Below are 24,247 nucleotides of genomic sequence, written 5' to 3'. Positions count from 1 at the left end.
AGCAATATCCTGCCCGGAATCCACCGGGCCCCATACAGGGTACGGGGACCATGGCGACGCCTCAGCAGACCTCTTCGAGATCCCGCCATTCACGGGTGTCGGGGCTGTCGGCCACCCAGCCGTCGAGCAGGCCGCGGACGAGCCCCGCGGGGGCCGCGATGCCGCACTCGCGCTCGGGCACCCACAGGGAGCCCGAGCCGGTGCCCGCGGTGCGGTGACCCAGCGGGCCGGGGTGGCCGGGCTCGCTGTGGTCGTGGGGGTCGAGGTGCTCGCCGTCGCCCTCGTCGCTGGGCATCCGGCTCTCCGAGCACGTACGGCACAGCAGGCGCACGGAGGAGGACCAGTCCTCGGCCGCGAAGCCCGCGTCGGCCGCGAGCCGTTCCAGGGCGTCCCGGTCGGCCTCGGTGGCGGCCTCCAGGAGGACGACCCAGGTCGGGACGGGCGAGGGGGCCCACAGCTCGATCTCGTCGAAGACGGGGTAGGACGGCCCGGCGGCCGTGACGCGCTCGCCGTGCGGCACGCCGTCGTGCAGCACGACCTCGCCCCAGCGCCGGCCGGAGGAGGGCAGCGGAATGGAGAGCACCTCCATGCGCGCCGGGTCCAGCCGGCGGCCCCAGACCACCTCGGCCTCGCCCTCCGGGGAGAGCCGCACGGCCGCGCTGCCGAGCTCCATGCCGACCGGCTCGGCGGCCGGGCCGCCCTCGCCGGGCACCCGCAGCCCGTACGCCTGCCAGGCGCGGCGGGCCAGCGGCCAGTCCTGCAGGGCCGTGGCGGCGATGCCCACGTTCCACCAGTCCGGGGCGCCCGCCTCGCGGTCCAGCAGCGCGACGGCCCGCAGGCCGGCGGCGCGGGCCTGCTCCCAGTCGTGCCGGAACTTGTGCAACAGGGCCAGGTTGAACCAGGACTCGGACAGCCACGGCTCCATGTCGGCCGCGCGCGTCAGCAGCGCGCCCGCGTCCTCGTACCGGCCGTCGCCGATGAGAGTGAAGGCACGGTCGGTGGCCTGCCGCCACGAGGCGGAAGGCCGGTGCCGTACCCTGCCGAAGATCCTCACGATTCCCGCCTGCCGGTTTCTGCGTGCGACCACGCCGGATGGACCGGGTGACGACCACCGTCCTCACGGACGGCGCCCTGCCACTCCTCGACTGCTTCGGGGAGCGGTGCCCACCACACCTCCTTGCCGACGGCAGCGCGCACGACACCCCCCGATTTCCGCATTCTCGCCATTCTCTTCGTCTCTTCGCATCCAACCATGCCCCTTCGGACGCCCGCTCATTACCCGTGGGTTCGGCTGGCTAGTCCCGGTTCGCCCGGGTCTCACAGGTCCGGTGGCGCGCATCCGCCGCGCGCGAGCACCCTGGCGAGCGCCTCCACCACCCGGGGCTCGTGGTCGTACGCCGTGGCCAGGCGCAGCCGCTCCAGCGCGCGCAGGGGGCCGCACGCCGGGTCGCCGGCGAGATCGTCGTAGGCGTTGACGGTGCGGACGATGCGGGCGGTGAGCGGCTGGTCGCGGTACGGGTCCGCCTGCCGTTCGACCACCAGGGCGACTTCGGGGGCGACGCCGGTCTGGCGCACCACGGCGCCGCCCAGCAGGGCGATGCGGCGGCGCTGCTCGGGGGGCAGCGGCTCGGTCGCGCCGGCGGGCAGGGGGTCGAGGAGGGAGAGCTGGCCAATGTCGTGCATGAGGGCCGCGTACTCCACGACGGTGAGGTCCGCGCCGGACAGGCCGAGCTCCCTGCCGACCGCCCGGCTGAGGGTGGCCACGCGGCGGGCGTGCCCGGCGGGGGTGTAACCGGCGATCTCGGTGGTGCGGGCGAGGGAGGCGATGGTCTGGCGGCGGGTGGCGCGCACGGCCTCGTAGCGGTGGATGGACAGCTGGGTGACCAGCAGCGGCAGGCAGAACACGGGCAGCGCCCAGAGTCCGGCCGCGGCCACGGCCAGGGCCATCACCACGCCGGTGGCCCCGATCGCCGCGCCGATGCCGGGCAGGGCGCGCAGCTCCTCGCGCAGGGCGGGCCCGTAAGGGCCGCCGGTGCGGGCGCGGGCGAGCGCGGCGGCGAGGGCGGCGTCGCACAGGGCGGTGAGGGCGAGGGGGAGCAGCAGGAACAGGGCGTAGTAGGGGCTGTGGGCCGGCCAGCGGCCGAGGGCGCCGAAGGCGTGCAGCGGCTGGAAGCAGAGGGCGGCGAAGCCGGCGTTGAGGACCCGGCGGGTGAGGCGGTCGAGCGCGGGGGGCCGGCCCACGGCCCCGGCGAGGGTGGCGCCGAGGACGACCGCGACGACCTGTGGCGCCCCGTGCGAGGTGGGTTCGCCGCCGACCTCGCCGAGCAGGGCGTAGGCGAGCGTTCCGGCGGAGCCGACGGGTGCGGTCTCGCGGGTTCCGGCCGAGGGTCTGGGCCGCCGCCTGGCGGCTTCCCCCAGCGCGATGAGCACTCCGTAGGCCAGGGCCACGTGCGGCTGCTCGACGCCGCGCCAGGCGGTCCACAGCAGGGCGGCCACGGCCGCCGCGCCGGCGAAGGCGTGCACGCCCCGCACGAGCGGGCGCCTACTCATCCGCGGCCACCCGACAGTGATCAACAGGGACGTTTCGGCTGGGCCCGGCGGAAGGCGCCGCCCCCCGGGGCGCCGGGGGGCCGGTGGCGGCGCCCCCGGCCACGGACAGGGGCGGGACCGGGGAGAGCTCCGCCGGGGCGCCCCCGGCGGGGCGCCAGCCGTGGCGGTCGAGCGCGCGGGAGAGGGCGGCCACCATGCGGGGGTCGAACTGCGACCCCGCGCAGCGGTGGAGCTCGGCCAGGGCCACCGGGACCGGGCGGGCGCGGCTGTAGCTGCGGGTGGAGGTCATGGCGTCGAAGGCGTCGGCCACCGCCACCACCCGGGCGAACTCCGGGATCTGACGGCCGGTCAGCCCGTGGGGGTAGCCGCTGCCGTCCAGACGCTCGTGGTGGTGGAGGATCGCGGCGCGCGCCTCCTCGAGGAAGCCGATGCCGTGGACCATCTCGTGGCCGTACTCGGGGTGGAGCTCGATGACGCGGCGCTCCTCGGGGGTGAGGGGGCCGTCCTTGCGCAGCAGGCGGGTGGGGATGCCGAGCTTGCCGACGTCGTGCAGGGTGCCGGCGAAGCGGAGCGCTTCGAGGCGGTCGCCGCTGATGCCCAGCTCCCGGGCGATCAGCACGGAGGCGCGGCCGACGCGCTCGCTGTGGCCGCGGGTGTAGTGGTCCTTGAGGTCGACGGCCTGCACGAGGGCGCGGACCGTGGCCTGGTGCGCGGCGCGCTCGCGGCGGCAGCGGTCGAGGACCCGGGCGGCCAGGGCCAGGGGGAGCAGCACGAGCAGCGCCGCCGGGGGGCCGTACGAGCTGTGCCACAGGGCGGCCGCCATCAGACCGGTGGGGCCGTGGACGAGCGGCGGCAGGAGGGCTCCCGGCAGGGCGCCGTGCCAGGCGGTGCGCGGGGAGTGCCCCTCGGCGGTGACGAGCACGCCGCCGTCGAGCACGGCGACGACGAGGGCGAGGACGAGACCGGCGGCGAGCGCCGGGAGCAGGGCGTGGGGGAACGCGGGCGCCGTGACGACGCGGGGGGCTCCCAGCCCGTAGACGCAGGAGGCCGCGGTGGTGGCGAGCGAGAACTGCGCCGCGTGCCACAGCCGCCGCACCCCCACCGGGCGTCGCCCGGCCCGCCCGAGGAGCGCGCCCGGCACCGCGACCAGGCCGGCCGCGCCCGGCGGCAGCAGGAACGCCGCGGCGAGGAGCACCGGCGGCGTCAGCGGGCGGCGCGGCAGCCGTTCACAGGCCGCGCAGACGATCGTCAGCAGCACGAGCGTGCCCCAGGGCACGGTGGACGCCTCCCGCACGGCGGGTACGGCGCACACCGCGGCGGCGAGTACGGCACACGCGATGTACACGCGCGCCGCCGCCGGAAGTGCCCACATGGCGCGTCCTCCCCGACCCTTGGACATGGCGTCTGGATGGGGAGAATAGGCTCAGCGGCGGCCGGAAAACGGCCCTCCGGGTATTGCACCGTCCGTTCGGGTGACGTTCCCCGGTACGGCGGTTTGGATCAGTGGATCAGTCCTGCTGCGCGGCGGCCTCCGCCGCCTTCGCCTCGGCCACCACGTCCTGCTCCGGTACGGACTGACCGGAGCGGATCAGCTCGATGCGGCCCATGACCTTCGAGCGGAGGTCGGCCGGGACGTCGTCGTGGCCGCAGCAGCGCTTGACGAGCTTCTTCACCGCCTGCTCCAGGCCGTACTTCTCCAGGCACGGCGAGCACTCGTCGATGTGCACCTCGAACTTGGCGCAGTCGCCGTCGGGCATCTCGTGATCGAGAAACTCGTAGAGATGGTCGAGGACTTCAGAGCAGTCCGTCTCGTGCGGGTCTCCGCAGCTCATGAGTCCGAGCCTTTCCGATTGTGCGACTCGTCGGAACCGTTCCGCGCGGGGGCGGTGGCCCCGGCCGGGACCAGACCGCGCTCGCGGGCGTAGTCCTCCAGCAGTCCGCGCAGCTGACGACGGCCCCGGTGGAGCCGGGACATCACCGTGCCGATGGGGGTACCCATGATGTCCGCGATCTCCTTGTACGCAAAGCCCTCGACGTCCGCGAGGTAGACCGCTATGCGGAACTCCTCGGGGATGGCCTGCAGGGCCTCCTTGACATCGGAGTCGGGAAGGTGGTCGAGCGCCTGGGACTCGGCGGAGCGCAGCCCGGTCGACATGTGCGACTCGGCGCGCGCGAGCTGCCAGTCCTCGATCTCCTCGGACGCGCTGCGCAGCGGCTCGCGCTGCTTCTTGCGGTACGAGTTGATGAAGGTGTTGGTCAGGATGCGGTACAGCCACGCCTTGAGGTTCGTGCCGTCACGGAACTGGTGGAAGGACGCGTAGGCCTTCGCGTACGTCTCCTGCACCAGGTCCTCGGCGTCGGCTGCGTTGCGCGTCATACGCAGCGCGGCCGAGTACATCTGGTCGAGGAAGGTCAGTGCGTCGCGCTCGAAGCGCGCGTTGCGCTCCGCCACGGTCTCGCCGCCCTCCGCGCCCGCTGCGCCGCCGACGGGTCCTCGCTTCTGGCTGTCATCGGCCCCCGTGTCGGTCCCAGTGACCGGACCCACCTCCTCCAACGCCATGGCGGCACCCGAAACGGACCCGCTCGAATCGGAGAATAGACGACGATCCGGTCCGCCCGCCGCTCCAGCCACGGCCGGCTGGGCCACGCCCATGACCGCCCATCCGAGGTCGGCCGTCTGCGGGCGGGACGGGCATGCGATCGAACCCATGCGGGGAGCTCCCATTCCTTCGTCTGTGCCGGTACGTGACTACAGACCGGACAACAGTGGGGCCGCTTGGATCATTCCCGTCGTGTGGCCGGTGGTTTCCCGGTGGTTTCAGAGGCCCTTGAGCCAGGTCCTGACCGCGTACGTGATCACGGCCAGTGCTTCCTCCTGGGTGACGTCCGCCTTCTTCGGCACCGCGAAGCCGTGGTCGGCGTGCGGCACGGCGACGGGTTCGGTGCCGGGCGGGAACTCCTGGGGGCGGCCGAACGGGTCGCGGGCGCCCTGCACCACGAGGGTGGGCAGGCCCGTCCCGGTCAGCTCCTCGGCGCGGGACTTCTCCGGCTTGCCCGGCGGGTGCAGCGGGAAGCTCAGGGCCAGCACCCCGGCCGCCCCCAGGGCGGCGGCCGTGCGGCAGGCGACGCGGGCCCCCGCGCTGCGGCCGCCGGCGACCACGGGCAGCCCGGGCGCGGCGAGCGCGGGCCACAGCGCGTGCCATGCCTGGTCCAGGGTCTTCGGCGCGGGCGCGACCGACTTGCCGGCGACCCGCCACGGCTGCTCGACGAGGGCGACCGTCACCCCGTACGCGGGCAGGTCGGCGGCGAGCGCCCGCAGGTCGCGGGCCTCGACCCCGCCGCCCGCGCCGTGCCCCAGGGCCAGCACGAGGTGGGCCTTCGGCGCCAGGTACCAGTGGATGCGGGCGTCCCCGGCCGGGGTCGGCACGTCCTGCACGGTCTCTGCGATCTTTGTCGTCACGCCGTCCATCCTGCCGTGCCGGCCCGCTTCCGCCGCCGAGGTGCCGCGCGGGTCCCGCTCAGAACAGCGTCGACTCCTCCGGCGCCGGCAGCTCGGCCAGCAGCTCGGGCCCGTTGTTGCGGACGTCGCTGACCGCGGTGGTGACGGGGTACGCCCGGACGAGGCCGGCGGGCGGGGGCGCCAGCAGCGACCGCAGCTCGGCGGGGTCGGTGGTCGTCGGGTCCAGCCACGCCGACCACCGCTCCGGCGGCAGGACCAGCGGCATCCTCGGGTGGATCTCCGCCAGCGAGCGGGGGCCGGGCTCGGCCGCCGCGTCCGGGCCGGCGAACGGCCGCGTCTCCGCCTCCGTGGTGAGCACCGAGCACGTCGCCCACCAGGCCTGCGGGTGGTCCGGCGGCAGGGTGGGGTCGCGCCAGAACTCGTATATGCCGGCGAGCGCCATGACCGAGCCGTCGGAGGGCGTCACGAAGTAGGGCTGCTTACGGGTCCGCTTGCGGCGTCCCTTCTCCTCCAGTTCCCTCTCCTGCGCCCCGGTGACCCACTCGTAGTAGCCGTCCGCGGGGAGCAGGCAGCGCCGCGCCTCGAAGGCCCGGCGGAAGGACGGCTTCTCATGGACCGTCTCGGACCGGGCATTGATCATCTTCGCCGCGCCCTCCGGGGATTTCGCCCACGAGGGCACCAGCCCCCACCGCAGAACACGCAGCTGACGAACCGGACGCCGGTCAGCGGCGTCTTTCACAGGACGCTCGAGCACCGCATGGACGCTCTTCGTCGGCGCCACGTTCCAGTCCGGAGCAAGCGTCTCCTCCGGTTCCCACTTCTCCACCCCGAAGAGCCCGGCCAGATCCTCCGGCCGCCGGCTCGCCGCATATCGCCCGCACATGAGTGCCACACTGCCACGAAGACGCAAGGAGCGGCTCACAGATGGACAACAGCACCACCGCCACCGAGCTATGGAACCGCGTCTTCGGCACCCAGCCCCACCCTCCGACCTGGCTGGTCGTCGCCACCGCCGTCATAGCCCTCGGGGCGATCACCCCGTACAGCGTCTGGCGCCTCACGCGTAACGCCATCACCATCGCCCACGAGGGTGGCCACGCACTCGTGGCCCTGCTCAGCGGGCGGCGTCTGGACGGCATCCGGCTGCACTCCGACACCTCCGGGCTGACCGTCTCGCGCGGCCGCCCCACCGGCCCCGGCATGATCCTCACCGCGGCCGCCGGCTACACCGCCCCCTCCCTGCTGGGCCTGGCCGGCGCCGCGCTGCTGGCCGCCGGGCACATCACCGCCCTGCTGTGGGGGGCCGCGGCCCTGCTCGCCGCCATGCTGGTGATGATCCGCAACGCCTACGGGGCGCTGACCGTGGTGCTCACCGGGGCGGCCTTCGTCCTGGTCTCCTGGCTGGCGGGCCCGGGCGTGCAGGCGGCGTTCGCCTACGGGGTGGTGTGGTTCCTGCTCCTGGGCGGCGTGCGGCCCGCCTTCGAACTGCAGCGCAAGCGCCGGCACGGGGGCGCCCCGGACTCCGACGCCGACCAGCTGGCGCGGCTGACGAACGTCCCCGCGGCGGTGTGGCTGGGACTGTTCCACGTCGTGTCGCTGTGCTCCCTGACCGGGGGCGGCCGCTGGCTGCTCGGGCGGTGACCGGGCTGACAGCCGCCCTCGCGGACCGAACCATGGGGAGAACCTCAGTAAGGTAAAGGCATGACCGAGAGCCCCGCGCACACCGACCTCTGGCCCGCCCCCCTCGCGACCGGGGCCGTCGACGCGACGGTCACCGTGCCCGGATCGAAGTCGGTCACCAACCGTGCGCTGGTCCTGGCCTCTCTCGCCGCCGAGCCCGGCTGGGTGCGCCGCCCGCTGCGCTCGCGCGACACCGTGCTGATGGCCGAGGCGCTGCGCGCCATGGGCGTCGGCATCGAGGAGGGCGTGGGCCCCGACGGCACCGGCGAGGCCTGGCGGGTCATCCCGGCCCGGCTGCACGGACCGGCCACCGTCGACGTCGGCAACGCCGGCACGGTGATGCGCTTCCTGCCGCCCGTCGCCGCGCTCGCCGACGGCGCCATCCGCTTCGACGGCGACCCCCGCAGCTACGAGCGCCCCCTGCACGGCGTGATCGACGCGCTGCGCGCCCTGGGCGCCCGCATCGACGACAACGACCGCGGCGCGCTCCCCCTGACCGTGCACGGCGCCGGGGCGCTGGACGGCGGCCCGGTGGAGATCGACGCCTCCTCGTCCTCCCAGTTCGTCAGCGCGCTGCTGCTGTCCGGCCCGCGCTTCAACCAGGGCGTCGAGGTCCGCCACGTGGGCGCCGTCCTGCCGTCCATGCCGCACATCCGCATGACCGTGGACATGCTGCGGGCGGCCGGCGCGCAGGTCGACACCCCCGAGTCCGGCGGCGAGCCGAACGTCTGGCGGGTCTCCCCCAGCGCCCTCCTGGGCCGCGACCTGGTCGTCGAGCCCGACCTGTCCAACGCGGCGCCCTTCCTGGCGGCGGCCCTGGTCACCGGCGGCAGGGTCACCATCCCCGACTGGCCCGAGCGCACGACCCAGCCCGGTGACGCGCTCCGCGAGATCTTCACCGCCATGGGCGGCGGCTGCGAGCTCACCGACGCGGGCCTGACCTTCACCGGCACCGGGCGCATCACCGGCATCGACGCCGACCTGCACGAGGTCGGCGAACTCACCCCGGTGATCGCGGCCGTCGCGGCCCTGGCCGAGACCGAGTCCGTCCTGCGCGGCATCGCCCACCTGCGGCTGCACGAGACCGACCGGCTGGCCGCCCTGGCCAAGGAGATCAACGAGCTCGGCGGCGACGTCACCGAGACCGAGGACGGCCTGCGCATCCGCCCGCGCCCCCTGCACGGCGGCGTGTTCCACACCTACGAGGACCACCGGCTGGCCACCGCCGCCGCCGTCATCGGCCTGGCCGTCGACGGCGTCGAGGTGGAGAACGTGGCCACCACGGCCAAGACCCTGCCCGACTTCCCGGAGCTGTGGACCGGGATGCTCGGCTCCGTCGCGGGGGCGACGACGGCGCCGAGAAGCTGAGAGAGCCTGGAAGCACCATGCGCCGCTACGGCAAGCACACCGACGAGGACGACGTCCGCGTCCGCCCCAACCGCAAGGGCAACCGCCCGCGCACGACCATCAGGCCCAAGCACGAGGACGCCTCCGAGGGCTTCGTCCTGACCGTGGACCGCGGCCGGCTGCACGTCCTCATCGACGGCCGCACGGTCGTGGCGATGAAGGCCCGCGAGCTGGGCCGCAAGAGTGCCGTGGTCGGCGACCGGGTCGCGGTGGTCGGCGACCTCAGCGGCGCCAAGGACACCCTCGCCCGCATCGTCCGGGTCGAGGAGCGCAGCTCCGTGCTGCGCCGCACCGCCGACGACGACGATCCGTACGAGCGGGTCGTCGTCGCCAACGCCGACCAGCTGGCGATCGTCACCGCGCTCGCCGACCCCGAGCCGCGCCCCCGCCTGATCGACCGCTGCCTGGTCGCGGCGTTCGACGCGGGGCTCGAGCCGCTGCTCGTGCTGACGAAGTCGGATCTGGCCTCCGCGGAGAAGCTGATGGAGTCCTACGGGTCCTTCGGCATCCGCTACGTCGTCACCAGCCGCGAGGAGCTGACCGAGGGCGATGCCGCCCGCCGGGTCCGCGAGAAGCTGGAGGGCCGCATCACCGCGTTCGTCGGGCACTCCGGCGTCGGCAAGACCACGCTGGTCAACGCGCTCGTGGAGCGGCAGCGGGCCACCGGCCACGTCAACGCCGTCACCGGGCGCGGCCGGCACACCACCACCTCCGCGCTGGCCCTGCCGCTGCCGGACGGCACGGGCTGGGTCATCGACACCCCGGGCGTGCGGTCCTTCGGGCTCCACCACGTGGACCCCTCGCGGGTCATCCACGCCTTCCCCGACCTGGAGCCGGGCACGGAGGGCTGCCCGCGCGCGTGCAGCCACGACGAGCCGGACTGCGCGCTGGACCAGTGGGTCGAGGACGGCCACGCCGACCCCCAGCGGCTGTACTCGCTGCGCCGGTTGCTGGCGACGAGGGAGCGGCGCGAAGGCGACTGATCGCCTACGTTTGCGAATGACCGCCACCGGCAAGGGCATGAAGACACCGGGCAGACGGGCGGTCCGCGGAACGGGAGGCAATCTGATGGCGTGGCTGCTGGTCGTTGTCGCCGGGCTTCTGGAAACCGGCTTCGCCGTCTGTCTCAAGCTCTCGCACGGCTTCACCCGGCTCTGGCCCACGATCGCCTTCGCGTGCTTCGCGCTGGGCAGCTTCGGCCTTCTGACGCTCTCTCTGAAGAAGCTCGACGTCGGTCCGGCGTACGCCGTGTGGACGGGCATCGGCGCCGCCGGGACCGCGATCTACGGCATGGTCTTCCTGGGCGACCTCGTCTCGACGCTCAAGCTCGTCTCGATCGCGTTCGTGATCGTCGGCGTCATAGGACTCCAGCTGTCGGGCTCCGCGCACTGACCCCACGGCACCCTCACCGGGCCGCCGCCCGCAGCAGGGCGCGGACGAGCCGGGCCACGTCGTCCGCCGCCTCCTCGTCCGTGGCGGCCGGGGCGAGGACGTAGGACAGCGTCAGCCGTACCGCCGCCTCACAGGCCCGCCGCGTGCCCTTGGGGTCCCGTGGGCCCTGCCGGGGCACGGCCCCGCCGGCCGAGTCCGCGGCGACGGCCGCGCTGTCGCGTATCCGCTCGGTCAGCGCTCCCGGCGTGGGGCCGCCGCGCAGGGGGCGCGCGTCGCGCGGGGTGCGCGGCGGCGGGACCGGGGGCGCCGCGGCGGGCGGCAGCCGGTCGCCGCGGCAGCCGGTGAGCGCGGCCCGCACGAAGGGGTTGGCCCGTGCCGTGCGCAGGGTCCACAGGGCGGCGGCCGCGCAGCAGTCCCCGGCGTCGGCGCCGTCCCGGGCGGCGGCCTCGGCGAGGGAGCGGTCCACTCCGGCGAGGAAGGCGTCCGCCTCACGGCGCACCAGGGCCCGCGCGAGCCCGTCCTTGCTGCCGAATTCGTTGTAGAGGGTCTGCCGGGAGACCCCGGCCGCCGCTGCGACGTCGACCATCCGGACTCCGTGCCAGGGCCGGGCGCCGAGCGCGGCGAAGGCCGCGTCCAGTAAGAGTTCTCGTGCCGCGGGCATCGTCGCCTCCCCGGCCGTACGGCCGCACGACGGTTGTGGCCAGGCCACAGAATTGACGCGCCGCCAGACGCTGTCAAGAGCCCCGGCAGGTCGCGCCGCGCGTGACCTGGCCTTGGCCGCGGGTAGTGTGCGTGGCATGTCCGACTACCACGATGATCTGCGGCTGGCCCACGTCCTGGCGGATGCCGCCGACGCGGCCACCATGGACCGCTTCAAGGCCCTCGACCTGAAGGTCGAGACCAAACCGGACATGACTCCGGTGAGCGAGGCGGACAAGGCCGCCGAAGAGCTGATCCGTGGTCATCTCCAGCGTGCCCGGCCGCGCGACGCCGTGCTGGGCGAGGAGTTCGGCAGCGAGGGCATGGGCCCGCGCCGCTGGGTGATCGACCCGATCGACGGCACGAAGAACTATGTGCGCGGTGTGCCGGTGTGGGCGACGCTGATCTCGCTGATGGTGCAGGGCGAGGGCGGCTTCCGGCCCGTGGTCGGCGTGGTCTCCGCGCCGGCGCTGGGCCGCCGGTGGTGGGCGGCGAAGGACTCGGGCGCCTACACCGGGCGGAGCCTGACCTCGGCGTCGCGGCTGCAGGTCTCGCGGGTCGGCCGGATCGACGACGCGTCGTTCGCGTACTCCTCGCTGACGGGCTGGGAGGAGCGCGGGATGCTGCCGGGCTTCCTGGACCTGACGCGCGACTGCTGGCGGACGCGGGGCTACGGCGACTTCTGGCCGTACATGATGGTGGCCGAGGGTTCGGTGGACATCTGCGCGGAACCGGAGCTGTCGCTGTGGGACATGGCGGCGAACGTCGTCATCGTCGAGGAGGCCGGCGGCCGCTTCACCGGCCTGGACGGGCGTCCGGGACCGCACAGCGGGAACGCCGCCGCGTCCAACGGGCTGCTGCACGACGAGCTGCTGAGCTATCTGCGGCAGTAACGGCTTTAAACCCTCAGACAGTCGTAAAAAGTTGGCAAAATCCAGTGCTGCGCAAGCCTTGTTCGGCCCCCGCACGGCATGCGACGCTGACAGCCCCGACGCTTGTGAACTTGTGAACCCCGGTGTGCCGTGTGCGGCCGCCGGTTCACGGTTCCGCCGGACTGATCCGCAGCCCTCCAAGGAGGTGGCTTACGGCCATGCTCGTCCGCGACGCCATGAGCACGGTGGTCCTGACCATCGGCCCCGAACACACCCTCCGGCAGGCGGCACGACTGATGTACGCGCGCAGGATCGGCGCGGCAGTCGTCCTCGACCCCGACACCAGCGGCCTCGGCATCCTCACCGAGCGCGACATACTCAACGCGGTCGGGGCGGGCCACGACCCCGATCGCGAGACCGCCCACGGGCACACCACCACGGACGTGGTCTTCGCGGCCCCCGAGTGGACCCTGGAGGAGGCGGCCGCCGCGATGTCGCGCGGCGAGTTCCGGCATCTGATCGTCCTGGACGAGCGCGGGGCCGTGGGCGTGCTGTCGGTGCGCGACATCATCCGCTGCTGGCTGCCGGCCCGCGAGCGCGCCGGCGCGGTCCCGGCGTAGGACGGCCGGAGAGGCCAGAGCCCTTTGGCGTCCGGCCTCTCCGGTTTGTACGGCAAGCGTCCAGTGGCTGATCAGCCGCGTAGGGCCTGGACCGCGGCGTCCAGCCGCTTGCCGTAGTCGGGGTCCGCCTGGCGGAAGTTGTTGACCGCCCGCTCGACGATGTCGTCGCGCGAGACCTTCGCTATGAAGCCCGCGAGGTTGGCGATCAGGCGCTCCTTCTCCTCCTCCGACATCAGCCGGTAGAGGTTGCCCGCCTGGACGAAGTCGTTGTCCTCGGCGTGCGAGGGGGCGGCGTCGTTGCCCGTGTAACCGCTGACGGGCGTCGGCTGCCACAGCGGCCGGCCGGTCTGCACCGGGCCGCCGAAGCTGTTGGGCTCGTAGTTCTTGGCGCCCTTGTGCCGGCCGTCGTACAGGAAGCCGTCACGGGAGTGGCTGCGCGCCTCCGTGGCGTGCGGGCGGTTGACCGGCAGCTGGTCGGCGTTGATGCCGACGCGGTAGCGGTGGGCGTCGCCGTAGGCGAAGAGCCGGCCCTGGAGCATCTTGTCGGGGGACGGGCCGATGCCCGGCACGAAGTGCGCCGGCGAGAAGATCGACTGCTCGACCTCGGCGAAGATGTTGTCGGGGTTGCGGTTGAGCTCCAGCTTGCCGATCTCGATCGGCGGGTAGTCCTCGTGCGGCCACACCTTGGTGAGGTCGAACGGGTTGAAGCGGTAGGTCGCCGCGTCGTCCGCCGGCATGATCTGCACCTGCACGGTCCAGGTCGGGAAGTCCCCGCGCTCGATGGCCTCGCGCAGGTCGCGCTGGTGGCTGTCGGGGTCCAGACCCGAGGTCTCGGCCGCCTCTGCCGTGGTCAGGTTCTCGATGCCCTGGTCGGTCTTGAAGTGGTACTTGACCCAGAAGACCTCGCCGGCCTCGTTGTTCCACTGGTAGGTGTGGGAGCCGTAGCCGTTCATGTGGCGGTACGAGGCCGGGATGCCGCGGTCGCCGAAGAGCCAGGTCACCTGGTGGGTGGCCTCGGGCGAGAGCCCCCAGAAGTCCCAGACGTTGTCCGCCTCCTGCGAGCCGGTGTACGGGTCGCGCTTCTGGGTGTGGATGAAGTCGGGGAACTTGATGGCGTCCTTGATGAAGAACACCGGGGTGTTGTTGCCGACGAGGTCGTAGTTGCCCTCTTCGGTGTAGAACTTCAGCGCGAAGCCACGGGGGTCGCGCACCGCGTCGGCCGAGCCCAGGTTGCCGGCGACGGTGGAGAAGCGCAGGAACGTCTCCGTCTGCTTGCCGACCTGGGAGAGGAAGTTCGCCCGGGTGTAGCGCGAGACGTCCGCCGTCACGGTGAAGGTGCCGTAGGCCCCCGCGCCGCGGGCGTGCACGACGCGCTCCGGCACCCGCTCGCGGTTGAAGTGCGCGAGCTTCTCGATCAGGAGCTGGTCCTGCACGAGGACGGGGCCGCCGAGGCCCGCGGTCTCGCTGTTCTGGTTGTCCGCAACCGGAGCACCGGACTCCGTGGTCAGCGGGCCCACCGCCGTCGCCGCCTCGCCGTTCACCGTCACGTACGCCTCCGTCGTCGAATCGTCTGCCGTGGCCTGAGCCGAATCCGATCCTACATTGGACTTTGTCTAAGTCAAGATGGATCTCATAAGAATATGGATTCCATGGATGGACGAAGGCCGCTGCTACGCTGGTCCTATCTGACTGATAGGTGAATGGCATGAGTGACCTGCTGGAACGGCTCCGGGGACGCGGCTGGCGGCTGACCGCGCAGCGGCGCGTCGTCGCCGAAGTGCTCGACGGGGACCATGTGCACTACACCGCCGACGAGGTGCACGCCAAGGCGACCGGCCTGCTGCCGGAGATCTCGCGTGCGACGGTGTACAACACCCTCGGAGAGCTCGTCTCGCTGGGCGAGGTCCTCGAGGTGAGCACGGACGGCCGCGCCAAGCGCTACGACCCCAACGCCCACCACGCGCACCAGCACCTGGTGTGCTCGCGCTGCGGGACGATCCGCGACGTGCACCCCGCGGGCGATCTGCTGGGCGGGCTGCCGGCCGAGGAGCGCTTCGGCTTCCAGGTCTCGGCGGTCGAGGTCACCTACCGCGGGATCTGCCCCGACTGCGCCACGGCATGACGAAAGGCCCGGATCCGAAGATCCGGGCCTTTCGTTTCAGTAGCGGGGACAGGATTTGAACCTGCGACCTCTGGGTTATGAGCCCAGCGAGCTACCGAGCTGCTCCACCCCGCGTCGTTGACCCCACCCTAACCCGTCCGTGACCACGCGTGCAAATTTCTTTACCGCTCCGCTCGCGTACGCCCCTGCCCCGCCTTACGCGGTGAGCTCCTGCTGCAACGCCTCCTGCAGCCGGGCGGCCCGCTCGGCGACCTCCGGGGGGCCCAGCTCGACCGCCCGCGCGCACCACATCTGCCCCTCGGCCAGACCGCCCCGGCGCGCGGCCAGCAGGGCGAGCCGCAGCGCGGCGCGGCCGTGCCCGGCCTCGGCGGCCCGGGCCCACCACATCGCCGCCTCCGGCTCGCTGCCCTCGCGGGCGAGCAGCAGGCCGAGGTTGAAGGCGCCGTTGCGGCTGCCGGCCTCGGCGGCCTCGCGGTACCAGTGCGCGGCCCCCACCACGTCGCCCCGCTCGGCGACCAGCATGCCCAGGCGCACCTGGGCCCGCCGGTGGCCCTGCCGGGCGGCCCGCTCGTACCACTCCTCGCACTCGAAGCGGGTCTCTTCCTCGCGGTCGAGCAGCGCGCCCAGCCGGAAGGCGGCCTCGGCGCTGCCGCCGCGCACGGCCACGCGCAGGTGGCGCTCGGCCGCCTCGGTGTTCTCGGCGCCGCCGTCCCGCAGCAGGACCATGGCGACCTGCAGGGCCGCGTCCGTGTGCCCGGCGACGGCGGCGCGCTCGTACCACTGGAAGGCCATGCGGTCCTCGTCGCGCCCGGCGTAGAGGATGCCGAGGTTGAACGCGGCGTCGACGCTGCCGGCCTCGGCGGCCTTGGAGAACCACGGCTCGGCGCCCGCGGAGTCGCCGCCCTGGAGCAACAGCACCGCCAGCGCGTTGGCGGCCTCCTTGTGACCGGCGTAGGCGGCCCGGCGGTACCACTGCTCGGCCTGGGCCGTGCGGCCCTGCTCGGCGCAGAGCAGGGCGAGGTTGTACGCGCCGTTGACGTCTCCCGCGTCCAGGGCGGCGCGGTACCAGCGCTCGGCCTGCTGGGGCTCGCCGCGGTCGGCGTGCAGGGCGCCCAGGGCGTTGGCGGCGTTGCCGTCGCCCTCCTGGGCGGCGCGGCGCCACCAGATGGCGGCGCTGTCGCAGTCGCCGGCGTCGCGCAGCAGGAAGCCGAGGGCGCAGGCGGCCCGGGGCTCGCCGTCCTTGGCGGAGGTCAGGTACCAGCGCGCGGCCTCCTGCGTCTCGCCCCGCCCCTCCAACAGGGTGCCCAGGTGCAGGGCGGCGCGCCGGTGGCCGCGGGCGGCGGCCTGGCGGTACCACTGCTCGGCCTCGCCGGCCGGTCCGTCCTGGCCGCGGCGGCCCGCGGCGGCGGCGCGCAGGTCGCGTACGGAGGTGTCACCGCCGCCCGCGGAGACGTGCCGTGCGCCGGTGGCGGGGCCCAGGCCCGCGGCGAGCCCGCCGGACAGGGCCGTGGCCGACGGCGCCCGGCCGTCGAGTATCCGCGCCAGGCGGTACGCGGCCTCGCGGTGCCCCCGCTCGGCGGCGGAGCGGAACCAGCGCTCGGCGCCCACGTCGCTGCGGTGCTCCAGCAGATCGGCCAGGGCGTAGGCGCCCAGGGCGTGCCCGGACTCCGCGGACTGGCGCAGCCAGTACTCGGCCGCGGGCTCGTCGCCGCGCTCGCGGTGGTAGCGGCCCAGGGAGTGGGCGGCGGGGGCGGAGCCGGCGACGGCGGCCACCCGCCACCAGGTGGCGGCCTCGTCGGCGTAGCCGCGCTGGTGCAGCAGGACGCCCAGGTTGTTGGCGGCCGAGCGGTCGCCCTCGGCGGTAGCGGCGCGCAAGTGCCGTTCGGCGCCGTCGAGATCGCCCCGGCGCAGCAGCAACGCGCCGAGCATGCTCAGGGATGCGGGGTCACCGGACTCCGCGGCGCGACGGCGTGCGGTCTCCAACTCGAGGTCCACCGCTTCCGCGGCACAGTCGGTGTCGGAGGAGGAGCCCTCCCCCGAGCCGCGCGACGACGGGTCCCGGTCGTCCTGATCGCTCCCGTCCCCGGGAGCTCCTACAAGCCGACGTGTTTCCAACAGCCTCGCCTTGTCCCCCATAAGTCCCATCGTCGCACTCCCGCAACCTGCGTACACCTGGAATGCCGCAGCCAGTGAGGTCACTTCAGCGTTTTGTCGACTTCCCGACTTCCCGACACGGCGGTGCCCCAAACTCTAATCAAAACCCCCGCACATAACCCGCACAGACCACGCGTGCCGGGCGATCGGCGTCGTTCCGTGCCCGGCGGGCGGCCGCCGGGCAGGTCCGGGCAACACGACAAGGCCCGGAGTCCTGGGACTCCGGGCCTTGTCTTTGAGTAGCGGGGACAGGATTTGAACCTGCGACCTCTGGGTTATGAGCCCAGCGAGCTACCGAGCTGCTCCACCCCGCGCCGTTGTGGAACAACCGTACCACGGCGCGGGGCGGGCCTTGCTAGCTGCCCGGCTTGGGGGCGTTCCCGGCGGCCTTGGCCTCGGCCTTGGCCGCCCGGTCGAGCGCGTCCTTCAGGTCCTGCTGGGCCTTGCCGTAGGCCGTCCAGTCCTTGTTGTCGAGCGCCTTCTGGCCGGCGTCGAAGGCGTCCTGGGCGTCCTTGAGGGCCTGCTTGACCGTCGGGTCCTGCACGGGCGGCTTCGTCGGCCCCTCGGCCGGCGGCTTGGTGGTGCCGGGCTCGGGGCTCTTCACGCCGAAGACCACGTCGAGCGCCTGGGTGAGGTTGTCCTCGAAGGCGGTCTTGTCGCCATAGGTGACCAGCACCTTTTTCAGCAGCGGGTAGTTGGTGCCCGCACCACGCACATAGACGGGTTCGACGTAGAGCAGCCCGTTGTCGAGCGGCACGGTCAGGAGATTGCCGTACTCGATCTCGGAGTCGCCGCGCTTCAGGATATTGATCTTATTGGCGATTTCGGGATCGCCGTTGAACTTGCTCTGCACCTGCTGCGGGCCGGACGTCGGGCTTTCGGCGGGGAGTTTCAGAACTCTGATCTTCCCGTAGTCCGGGCTCTTCGCGTCGGCGTCCACGGCCATGAAGGCACCGAGGTTCTCCCGGCTCTTCGGGGTGAACGTCGTGGTCAGCGAGAAGGACTGCGCCTTCTGGTCCGGCATCCGCATGCTCAGGTAATACGGCGGAACCGCGTTGCCCGACTTGTTGGTCGGGTCGTCCGGCACCTGCCAGCGCTCGCTGCCGGTGTAGAACGTACCGGGGTTGGTGACGTGGTACCGGGTGAGCAGTTCACGCTGGACCTTGAAAAGGTCCTGCGGGTACCGGAGATGGTCCATCAGACCGGCGCCGATCTCGCTCTTCGCCTTCACCGTCCCCGGGAAGGCCTTCATCCACGTCTTGAGCACCGGGTCCTTGGTGTCCCACTGGTACAGCTTGACCGTGCCGTCGTAGGCGTCGACGGTCGCCTTGACCGAGTTGCGGATGTAGTTGACCTGGTTCTGCTGGGCCACCACGGCACGCTGGCCGGTGGTCAGCGAGTCGGCGGTGGTGTCGCCGAGGGTGGTGCGGGAGGCGTACGGGTAGCCGTTGGTCGTGGTGTAGGCGTCCACGATCCACTGGATGCGCCCGTCGACCACGGCCGGGTAGGCGTCACCGTCGATGGTCAGCCACGGGGCGACCGATTCGACGCGCTCCTTCGGCGTGCGGTTGTACAGGATCCGCGAGCCCTCGCCGATGGCGCCCGAGTAGAGGATCTGGGGCTCGCCGAAGGCCACCGCGTAGGCGGCGCGGTTGACGGGGTTCGAGAGGTCGACGCCGCTCTTGCCCTTGTAGCTGAAGCTCTTCTCGCCCTGGTCGCCGGAGTAGTCCAGCTCCTTCTGCGGGCCGCCCACGATGGAGTACTGCGTGGTCTTCTCGCCGTAGTACACCCGCTGCTCGTACTTCCCGAGCTTGCCCTCCGTCGGCAGGTTCTTCTCGGTGAAGTCCGGGGAACCGCCGTCGCCGGTCGAGGTGCCCTTCGCGGTGATGGCGCCGTAACCGTGGGTGTACTTGAAGTGGTCGTTGATCCAGTTGCGCTCGGGAATGCCGTTGATGTTGAGCTCGCGCAGACCGATGACCGTGTCCTGCTCCTTGCCGTCGACCTTGTAGCGGTCGACGTCCAGGGTGGACGGGAACTGGTAGTACCCGCGCACCTGCTGGAGCTGCTGGAAGGTGGGCGAGACGATATTGGGGTCGAGAAGGCGCAGGCTGGCCGTGGAATTCGCCTCGGCCCGCAGCTTCTCCTTGTCCTTGCCCTTGAGGTCGCTGGTGCCCTGGTAATCCTTCACCTGGGCGCCGTCGATGCCGTACGCCTCACGCGTGGCCGTGATGTTCTTCTTGATGTACGGCGCTTCCTTGGCCTGCTCGTTCGGCTGGACCTGGAACTTCTGCACGATCGCCGGGTAGAGCCCGCCGATCAGCACCGCCGACAGCACCATCAGACCGAAGCCGATCACCGGCAGCTGCCAGGTGCGCCGCCACAGCGTCGCGAAGAACAGCACCGCGCAGATCAGCGCGATGATGAAGAGAATCGTCTTGGCCGGCAGATAGGCGTTGGCGTCCACATAGCGCAGACCCGTCCAGCCCTCGGTCGACTTCAGCCCGCTGGACTTCACCGCCAGCCCGTACCGGTCCAGCCAGTAGGCGACGGCCTTGAGCGTCACGAAGAGGCCGAGCAGCACGGACAGATGGCCCGTGGCCGCGGCCGTGGCCCGTCCGCCGGGGCTGGTGAGCCGCAGACCGCCGTAGAGGTAGTGCACCAGCGCGGCCGCGATCAGCGACAGGACCGCCGCGGCGAAGCCGAAGCTCAGCAGGAAGCGGTACCACGGCAGGTCGAAGGTGTAGAAGGAGATGTCCTTGTGGAACTGCGGGTCCTTCTGGCCGAAGGAGACGCCGTTGACCCACTGCAGCCACGTGCGCCACTGCCCGGCGGCGGAGGCGCCCGCGACCAGGCCGACCAGCGCGGTGACCGCCAGCAGCACCCACTTCTTGTACGGGGCGATGCTCATGCGGTAGCGGTCGAGGCTCTGCTGCTCGACCGACATCGCGCTCAGCGGCGGGCGCAGTCGGTGCGCCAGCCAGATGTTGGTCCCCACGGCCAGGGCCATCAGCAGGCCGAAGACGGCGAAGAGGCCGATCTTGGTGCCGAGAGTGGTGGTGAAGACGGAGGAATAATCCACCGAGCGGTACCAGAGCCAGTCGGTCCAGAACCCCGCGAACATGACGAAGAGCATGGCCAGCACGGCCAGCACGCCCAAGGTCATCAGCAGGGTCCGGACCCGCCGGGACGGTCGGCCGACTCTGATCCGTGGCCCTGTCGGGCCTCCGCCGCGGTCCGGCATCTGGAAAGCCAAGGTGCGCACCTCGAAGTTCGCTGTCGATGGAGCTGTCGATCAGGCCCAGGTGATAGTAGGACCCACTGTGGCAACTTACCGAGGCTTTACTCGGTTCCCGATTTCGGGCTCTCTCAGGGCACGATATTGACCATGTCCAGCAATACCGGTTCGAACCTTCCCGGCTCCCACGAGCCCGGCACCCCGATGGCCGCCAGTCCGCTGACGCGCGCCGTGCTCGAGATCGACGAGTACGCGTCCGGGCTCGGCTGGGACCAGCCCGCACGGCTGTTCGCCCTGGTCGACACGGCCAAGCTCCGCTCCCAGGAGCCCAACCTGGCCGCTCAGCTCGGCCTCGACGACGCCCCTTCCACGACTACCTCCTACACCCCCATCGAGCAGGAGGAGCTGCCCAAGGGCACCGCCCTCGACAAGTTCCTCGGCACCATCGCCTGGCCCGAAGCGGTCGTGGGCTGCGCCCTGACCGTGGAGCGGCTGATGCTCCCGCCGTCGGCCGAGGCGTCCGTGCCCCATGGAATGAACGACAAGCAGCTCGCCGCGTGGGTCGCCAAGCACCCGGACCGCCAGGAGGTCCGGATGACGGTGGCGGTCCTGCGCGACGGCGCGCGCGAGTCGGCCCTGCGGCTGCGCGAGAAGGACTCGCCGACCGAGGTCCTCACCGGCGCCGACCTGGTGCCGGGCCTCGCGGAGGCCCTTGCCGCCACGTTCGCGGACTAGCGGACCGAAGGCGCCATCACCGCAGGGGGACGGGGCCGGTCAGCGTGTCGCGCACTGCGGCAGGCCGGCCGTGTCCCCCTTGCGGAGCTTCTCCAGGGACTGCATCGCGTCCTTCATCGTGTCGACCTTGATCAAGGTCAGACCCGAGGGGGTGTCCTTCGCAGCGGCCGCGCAGTTGTCCTTCGGGGTCAGGAAGTAGCGCGCGCCCTTGGAGCGGGCCCCCACCGTCTTCATCTCGATGCCGCCGATCGGCCCGACCTTGCCGGACTCGTCGATCGTCCCCGTGCCGGCGATGAACTTCCCGCCGGTCAGGTCCTCGGGCGTGAGCTTGTCGACTATGCCCAGGGCGAACATCAGCCCGGCGCTCGGGCCGCCCACGTCCGCCAGCTTGATGTTGATGGAGAACGGGAAGGTGTGGTCCGTCCCCGCCTGGATGCCGACGATGGCCCGGCTGTCGTCGGCGGCCTTGTTCGTGGTGAGGGCGACGGTGTCCTCCACCTTCGGCTGCCGCTTCTCCTTCTCCGCGGCGGCGGCCTCCTTGGCGGGCACGACGAGGAAGGTCACCTTCTCGCCCGGCTTGTGCCGGGTCACCAGCCGGGCGACGTCCCCGGGCTCCTTGATCTCCGTGCCGTCCACGGCCTTGATCACATCACCGGCGTGCAGCGCCCCCTCGGCGGGGCTGCCCTTGACCACGGAGGACACCACGACGCGGGTGCCGACCGGGATGCCCAGCTGTTTCAGGGCCGCGACCTTGGCGCTCTCCTGGGACTGGCTGAATTCCTCCGCCGTCTCCTGGTTGAGCTCGTCCGGGGACTTGTCGTCGGGGTAGAGGGTGCTGTGCGGAACGACCAGATTGTCGTGCGCCAGCCAGCCGTAGACCGCTTCGACCAGATTCATCCGGTACTGCGAGCCGGTCACCCGGACCGTCGTCATGTTGAGGTGACCGGTGGTCGGGTACGTCTTGTGCCCGGAGATCTGCAGCACCGGCTCGCCGCCGTGCTCACCCAGCGTGTTGACCGTGGGGCCCGGGGACATCTCCGAGTAGGGCACGGGAATCAGCACGCCTGCGCACAGGAGCGCGATCAGCATAAGAAGGGAGGCGAGCATCGTCGCTGTGCGGCGGGGCATGGAACGACAGTACGGGACGGGTCCGACAGTCCACTTCCGGGGCGGTCCGTACGGGGCAGATACCGGCCGCTCCGCTCAGGCGGCGGTCAGGAACCGGACTCGGTCCGCTCCATCGCCCGCCGGAACTTCTCATAACCCGCCAGTTCCGCGACATCCCCGGCCTTGCGGTTCCGGGCCGCCCAGCTCCCCCACAGGGCGGCGACGACGGCCGCACCCACCGGAATCAGCAACCAAGCAAGCGCCGCCATGCCGGCCTCCGACCCCATACGCGATCACAACTGAACTGATGAGCAGATTAGTCGTCTTCGGTCTCAACGCTTACGTCAGGGTGCCGGTTACGCAACCAGGGACGGTCCGTAAGTGGGCGACTTTGGCGCTCCCCGGACGGGGCTAGATCCCCACCCACTCCTCGGCCCCGTCGGCGAACCTCTGGTGCTTCCATATCGGCACCTCGCTCTTGAGGTCGTCGATCAGTCTTCGGCACGCCTCGAACGCCTCCGCCCGGTGCGGGCAGGAGACCGCCACCACCACGGCCAGGTCCCCGACGGCCAGCTCCCCCACGCGGTGCACCGCGGCCATCGCCCGCACGGGGAAGTCCGCCGCGACCTTCTCCGCGACGCGGCGCAGCTCGGCCTCCGCGGTGGGGTGCGCCGAGTAGCCGAGCGCCGAGACGTCCGCGCCGCCGTCGTGGTCACGCACGGTGCCCACGAAGAGCGCGGTGCCGCCCGCGGCGTCGTCGCCGACCGCCGTGAAGACCTCGTCCAGGGACAGCGGGGCGTCGCGGACCGCGAGGAGCCGGATGGGGTCCGCGGCCGCGAGTTCGCCGGGGTGGTCGTGGGTGCGCGCCATACGGTCCATCGTGCCGTACGGGACCGGCCGCGGGGAACGGCGGTTCGACCAGTTTTCGTGCGCCCGGCTCCGTGCGCTTCTACGGGCCCTTCACGGCCCTACAGCCGACGGCGGGCCTTACGGGCCCGGCGCACCAGTGCGGCGGTGCCCAGCAGCGCGACAGTGGCGCCGGCGGCGCCCGCGGCGGTGGCGTCCTTGCGGCCCAGCCGGCGGCCGGCGACCGTGTGCCGGCCCGCGACCTCGTCGAGCAGCTCCGCGAGGACCTCCTCGTTGGTCCACCGGGGCCGCCAGCCGGCGTCGTGGAGGCGGTGGCCGCTGACCACCCAGGGGTGCATCGTGTATTCCAGGTCGCCGGCCGGCGACGGGGTGAGGCCCAGGCGGTGCAGGCGCGAGGCGGCGCCGAGGGCGACGGCCGACGGCAGCTCCATGCGCCGGATGCCGGTGAGCTCCTCGACCTCTTCCTGCTCGAGCCAGCCGTCGCAGCCGACGGCCAGCTCGCCCTCGGCCTTCTCCAGAGCGGCGAACTCCAGCGCGCTCACCAGGTCCTCCACGTGGCAGAACTGCCAGGTGGGCCGGGATCCGGCGACCACCAGGAGGCGGGGCGACTCGAAGTAGCGGGTCAATGCGGTGTCGGTGCCGCCGACCAGGACGGCCGGGCGCAGCACCGTGACGTTCAGGCCGGGGTGCGCCCGGGGCGCGCGCCTGGCCAGCCGCTCTATCTCCAGCAGGTCGCCCACGCCCGTCGCCTCCGCGGTCGCCCGCAGCTCGGCGTCCTCGGCGAGGGGCACGTCGTTGTCGGGGCGGGCCCCGTAGACCATGGCGGAGGTGCACAGCACCACCCGGTGCACGCCGGCGGCCGCCGCGGCCGTCAGCACGGTCTGTGTACCGCGCACGTTGTAGGCGGTGCGGGCGGCGGCGTCGGTCTCCAGGTCGAGGTCGAGTGCGAGGTGGACGACGACGTCGACGCCCCGCAGCTTCTCGGCGATCACCGGGTCGCGGACGTCGAGGACGTGCCATTGCGCCTCGCTCACGTCTCCGCGGCGCTCGTCGATGGCCACGACGTGCTTGATCTCCTCGGATGCGGCGAGCCGCCGCGTGAGCAGCGCGCCGACGCCGCGGGCAGCGCCGGTGACCGCGACGACTGGCCGTCGGCCGTGCGGGGTCGTACTGTCCAGCGCGGAACCGTTTCGCGCTGCGCGAACTTCTCGGTCGGGGGAACTCACCGGGCGTCTCCAGCGGTTGTCTTCAGTACGTATGTGCCATCACGTTTGTCATGACGCGTACGTACCAGGTGACGTCCATCCTGCCGCAGGCCCCGGGCGAGCGGAGCACCAAGCCCGGATA

The 24,247-nt window shown here is 72.2% G+C and carries 23 protein-coding genes and 2 tRNA genes; 8 read left to right on the top strand and 17 right to left on the bottom strand.

Translation table 11 applies throughout. From position 1 onward, the window contains the following. Positions 1-61 precede the first annotated feature (61 nt). The 7 genes from ACIGXW_RS10485 to ACIGXW_RS10455 form a co-directional block, all read right to left on the bottom strand. Positions 62-1,054 (bottom strand): hypothetical protein, encoded by a 993-nt coding sequence (locus ACIGXW_RS10485; RefSeq protein WP_071962429.1) that lies wholly within the window; start codon positions 1,052-1,054, stop codon positions 62-64. A gap of 263 nt (positions 1,055-1,317) precedes the next feature. Beyond that, positions 1,318-2,550 (bottom strand): HD-GYP domain-containing protein, encoded by a 1,233-nt coding sequence (locus ACIGXW_RS10480; protein ID WP_399571900.1) that lies wholly within the window; start codon positions 2,548-2,550, stop codon positions 1,318-1,320. Continuing rightward, positions 2,543-3,922 (bottom strand): HD-GYP domain-containing protein, encoded by a 1,380-nt coding sequence (locus ACIGXW_RS10475; RefSeq protein ID WP_399571898.1) that lies wholly within the window; start codon positions 3,920-3,922, stop codon positions 2,543-2,545. The genes ACIGXW_RS10480 and ACIGXW_RS10475 overlap by 8 nt, the downstream gene beginning before the upstream one ends. A 136-nt stretch (positions 3,923-4,058) precedes the next feature. Continuing rightward, the gene (gene rsrA, locus ACIGXW_RS10470) at positions 4,059-4,382 is read right to left on the bottom strand and encodes a mycothiol system anti-sigma-R factor (protein WP_071965159.1); all 324 of its coding nucleotides are present in this window, start codon (positions 4,380-4,382) and stop codon (positions 4,059-4,061) included. Beyond that, positions 4,379-5,095, bottom strand: a complete 717-nt coding sequence (locus ACIGXW_RS10465) for a sigma-70 family RNA polymerase sigma factor (protein WP_071965158.1) — start codon at positions 5,093-5,095, stop codon at positions 4,379-4,381. The genes rsrA and ACIGXW_RS10465 overlap by 4 nt, the downstream gene beginning before the upstream one ends. Positions 5,096-5,368: 273 nt before the next feature. After that, complete coding sequence (locus tag ACIGXW_RS10460; RefSeq protein ID WP_399571896.1) at positions 5,369-6,019, bottom strand: alpha/beta family hydrolase; 651 nt, start codon at positions 6,017-6,019, stop codon at positions 5,369-5,371. 49 nt (positions 6,020-6,068) lie between these two features. After that, on the bottom strand, positions 6,069-6,893 hold the full coding sequence (locus ACIGXW_RS10455; RefSeq protein ID WP_399571894.1) for an SOS response-associated peptidase: 825 nt from the start codon (positions 6,891-6,893) through the stop codon (positions 6,069-6,071). A 41-nt stretch (positions 6,894-6,934) separates the two neighbouring features. Here ACIGXW_RS10455 and ACIGXW_RS10450 point away from each other — a divergent pair, with 41 nt between their 5' ends. The 4 genes from ACIGXW_RS10450 to ACIGXW_RS10435 all read left to right on the top strand — a co-directional run bounded on the left by ACIGXW_RS10450 (position 6,935) and on the right by ACIGXW_RS10435 (position 10,489). After that, positions 6,935-7,651, top strand: coding sequence for a M50 family metallopeptidase (locus ACIGXW_RS10450; protein ID WP_071965157.1), 717 nt, complete (start codon positions 6,935-6,937; stop codon positions 7,649-7,651). Positions 7,652-7,711: 60 nt separating this feature from the next. Then, complete coding sequence (aroA, locus tag ACIGXW_RS10445) at positions 7,712-9,058, top strand: 3-phosphoshikimate 1-carboxyvinyltransferase (protein WP_399571892.1); 1,347 nt, start codon at positions 7,712-7,714, stop codon at positions 9,056-9,058. A 17-nt stretch (positions 9,059-9,075) separates the two neighbouring features. Further along, positions 9,076-10,080 carry a ribosome small subunit-dependent GTPase A gene (rsgA, locus tag ACIGXW_RS10440; protein WP_360906786.1) on the top strand — a complete coding sequence of 335 codons (1,005 nt, stop codon included), beginning with the start codon at positions 9,076-9,078 and terminating at the stop codon, positions 10,078-10,080. Between the two features lie 85 nt (positions 10,081-10,165). Beyond that, complete coding sequence (locus tag ACIGXW_RS10435) at positions 10,166-10,489, top strand: multidrug efflux SMR transporter (protein ID WP_030022114.1); 324 nt, start codon at positions 10,166-10,168, stop codon at positions 10,487-10,489. Positions 10,490-10,502: 13 nt separating this feature from the next. Here the strand turns inward: ACIGXW_RS10435 and ACIGXW_RS10430 are convergent, their stop codons facing one another. After that, positions 10,503-11,150, bottom strand: a complete 648-nt coding sequence (locus ACIGXW_RS10430) for a TetR family transcriptional regulator (RefSeq protein WP_399571889.1) — start codon at positions 11,148-11,150, stop codon at positions 10,503-10,505. Positions 11,151-11,286: 136 nt separating this feature from the next. Here ACIGXW_RS10430 and hisN point away from each other — a divergent pair, with 136 nt between their 5' ends. Then, on the top strand, positions 11,287-12,081 hold the full coding sequence (gene hisN / locus ACIGXW_RS10425; protein ID WP_071965152.1) for a histidinol-phosphatase: 795 nt from the start codon (positions 11,287-11,289) through the stop codon (positions 12,079-12,081). Between the two features lie 197 nt (positions 12,082-12,278). After that, on the top strand, positions 12,279-12,680 hold the full coding sequence (locus ACIGXW_RS10420; RefSeq protein ID WP_360906783.1) for a CBS domain-containing protein: 402 nt from the start codon (positions 12,279-12,281) through the stop codon (positions 12,678-12,680). Between the two features lie 71 nt (positions 12,681-12,751). Here the strand turns inward: ACIGXW_RS10420 and ACIGXW_RS10415 are convergent, their stop codons facing one another. Continuing rightward, on the bottom strand, positions 12,752-14,227 hold the full coding sequence (locus ACIGXW_RS10415) for a catalase (protein WP_399571887.1): 1,476 nt from the start codon (positions 14,225-14,227) through the stop codon (positions 12,752-12,754). 158 nt (positions 14,228-14,385) lie between these two features. Between ACIGXW_RS10415 and ACIGXW_RS10410 the strand changes: the two genes are divergently transcribed. After that, positions 14,386-14,802, top strand: a complete 417-nt coding sequence (locus ACIGXW_RS10410) for a Fur family transcriptional regulator (RefSeq protein WP_360906779.1) — start codon at positions 14,386-14,388, stop codon at positions 14,800-14,802. 40 nt (positions 14,803-14,842) lie between these two features. Here the strand turns inward: ACIGXW_RS10410 and ACIGXW_RS10405 are convergent. The 4 genes from ACIGXW_RS10405 to ACIGXW_RS10390 form a co-directional block, all read right to left on the bottom strand. Continuing rightward, positions 14,843-14,916 (bottom strand) — tRNA-Met (locus tag ACIGXW_RS10405). A gap of 81 nt (positions 14,917-14,997) precedes the next feature. Next, entirely contained in the window at positions 14,998-16,947 is a 1,950-nt protein-coding gene (locus tag ACIGXW_RS10400) for a tetratricopeptide repeat protein (RefSeq protein WP_399571884.1), read from the bottom strand. A 249-nt stretch (positions 16,948-17,196) separates the two neighbouring features. Further along, positions 17,197-17,270, bottom strand: a tRNA-Met gene (locus ACIGXW_RS10395). Between the two features lie 41 nt (positions 17,271-17,311). Further along, entirely contained in the window at positions 17,312-20,197 is a 2,886-nt protein-coding gene (locus ACIGXW_RS10390; RefSeq protein WP_399572509.1) for a UPF0182 family protein, read from the bottom strand. Between the two features lie 144 nt (positions 20,198-20,341). On the opposite strand from ACIGXW_RS10390, the gene ACIGXW_RS10385 reads away from it, so the two are divergent. After that, the gene (locus tag ACIGXW_RS10385; protein ID WP_071965148.1) at positions 20,342-20,926 is read left to right on the top strand and encodes a PPA1309 family protein; all 585 of its coding nucleotides are present in this window, start codon (positions 20,342-20,344) and stop codon (positions 20,924-20,926) included. Between the two features lie 39 nt (positions 20,927-20,965). Here ACIGXW_RS10385 and ACIGXW_RS10380 read toward each other — a convergent pair whose 3' ends face one another. From ACIGXW_RS10380 to ACIGXW_RS10365, 4 genes are all read right to left on the bottom strand, one after another. After that, entirely contained in the window at positions 20,966-22,054 is a 1,089-nt protein-coding gene (locus ACIGXW_RS10380) for a PDZ domain-containing protein (RefSeq protein ID WP_071965147.1), read from the bottom strand. Between the two features lie 86 nt (positions 22,055-22,140). After that, positions 22,141-22,302, bottom strand: a complete 162-nt coding sequence (locus ACIGXW_RS10375; protein WP_177338282.1) for a hypothetical protein — start codon at positions 22,300-22,302, stop codon at positions 22,141-22,143. Positions 22,303-22,444: 142 nt separating this feature from the next. After that, a complete protein-coding gene (locus ACIGXW_RS10370) occupies positions 22,445-22,903 on the bottom strand; it encodes a molybdenum cofactor biosynthesis protein MoaE (protein ID WP_218182905.1) in 459 nt (152 codons plus the stop codon). 98 nt (positions 22,904-23,001) lie between these two features. Beyond that, complete coding sequence (locus ACIGXW_RS10365) at positions 23,002-24,126, bottom strand: SDR family oxidoreductase (protein ID WP_361885410.1); 1,125 nt, start codon at positions 24,124-24,126, stop codon at positions 23,002-23,004. Positions 24,127-24,247: the final 121 nt, after the last annotated feature.

Origin of the sequence: Streptomyces sp. NPDC053079, from assembly GCF_044546695.1 — a bacterium.
Lineage (GTDB): Bacteria > Actinomycetota > Actinomycetes > Streptomycetales > Streptomycetaceae > Streptomyces.
Note: the sequence above shows the minus strand (reverse complement) of the source record. Positions and strands in the feature narration are given on the sequence as shown.

What these genes read in the sequence shown, in the direction of transcription:
- ACIGXW_RS10390 (WP_399572509.1), bottom strand. Translation starts at nt 20,197, where the DNA reads ATGCCGGACCGCGGCGGAGGCCCGACAGGGCCACGGATCAGAGTCGGC.
- ACIGXW_RS10380 (WP_071965147.1), bottom strand. Translation starts at nt 22,054, where the DNA reads ATGCCCCGCCGCACAGCGACGATGCTCGCCTCCCTTCTTATGCTGATC.
- ACIGXW_RS10435 (WP_030022114.1), top strand. Translation starts at nt 10,166, where the DNA reads ATGGCGTGGCTGCTGGTCGTTGTCGCCGGGCTTCTGGAAACCGGCTTC.
- ACIGXW_RS10480 (WP_399571900.1), bottom strand. Translation starts at nt 2,550, where the DNA reads ATGAGTAGGCGCCCGCTCGTGCGGGGCGTGCACGCCTTCGCCGGCGCG.
- ACIGXW_RS10400 (WP_399571884.1), bottom strand. Translation starts at nt 16,947, where the DNA reads ATGGGACTTATGGGGGACAAGGCGAGGCTGTTGGAAACACGTCGGCTT.
- ACIGXW_RS10455 (WP_399571894.1), bottom strand. Translation starts at nt 6,893, where the DNA reads ATGTGCGGGCGATATGCGGCGAGCCGGCGGCCGGAGGATCTGGCCGGG.
- ACIGXW_RS10370 (WP_218182905.1), bottom strand. Translation starts at nt 22,903, where the DNA reads ATGGCGCGCACCCACGACCACCCCGGCGAACTCGCGGCCGCGGACCCC.
- rsrA (WP_071965159.1), bottom strand. Translation starts at nt 4,382, where the DNA reads ATGAGCTGCGGAGACCCGCACGAGACGGACTGCTCTGAAGTCCTCGAC.
- ACIGXW_RS10385 (WP_071965148.1), top strand. Translation starts at nt 20,342, where the DNA reads ATGTCCAGCAATACCGGTTCGAACCTTCCCGGCTCCCACGAGCCCGGC.
- hisN (WP_071965152.1), top strand. Translation starts at nt 11,287, where the DNA reads ATGTCCGACTACCACGATGATCTGCGGCTGGCCCACGTCCTGGCGGAT.
- ACIGXW_RS10475 (WP_399571898.1), bottom strand. Translation starts at nt 3,922, where the DNA reads ATGTGGGCACTTCCGGCGGCGGCGCGCGTGTACATCGCGTGTGCCGTA.
- ACIGXW_RS10450 (WP_071965157.1), top strand. Translation starts at nt 6,935, where the DNA reads ATGGACAACAGCACCACCGCCACCGAGCTATGGAACCGCGTCTTCGGC.
- ACIGXW_RS10420 (WP_360906783.1), top strand. Translation starts at nt 12,279, where the DNA reads ATGCTCGTCCGCGACGCCATGAGCACGGTGGTCCTGACCATCGGCCCC.
- ACIGXW_RS10375 (WP_177338282.1), bottom strand. Translation starts at nt 22,302, where the DNA reads ATGGCGGCGCTTGCTTGGTTGCTGATTCCGGTGGGTGCGGCCGTCGTC.
- ACIGXW_RS10410 (WP_360906779.1), top strand. Translation starts at nt 14,386, where the DNA reads ATGAGTGACCTGCTGGAACGGCTCCGGGGACGCGGCTGGCGGCTGACC.
- ACIGXW_RS10460 (WP_399571896.1), bottom strand. Translation starts at nt 6,019, where the DNA reads ATGGACGGCGTGACGACAAAGATCGCAGAGACCGTGCAGGACGTGCCG.
- aroA (WP_399571892.1), top strand. Translation starts at nt 7,712, where the DNA reads ATGACCGAGAGCCCCGCGCACACCGACCTCTGGCCCGCCCCCCTCGCG.
- ACIGXW_RS10430 (WP_399571889.1), bottom strand. Translation starts at nt 11,150, where the DNA reads ATGCCCGCGGCACGAGAACTCTTACTGGACGCGGCCTTCGCCGCGCTC.
- rsgA (WP_360906786.1), top strand. Translation starts at nt 9,076, where the DNA reads ATGCGCCGCTACGGCAAGCACACCGACGAGGACGACGTCCGCGTCCGC.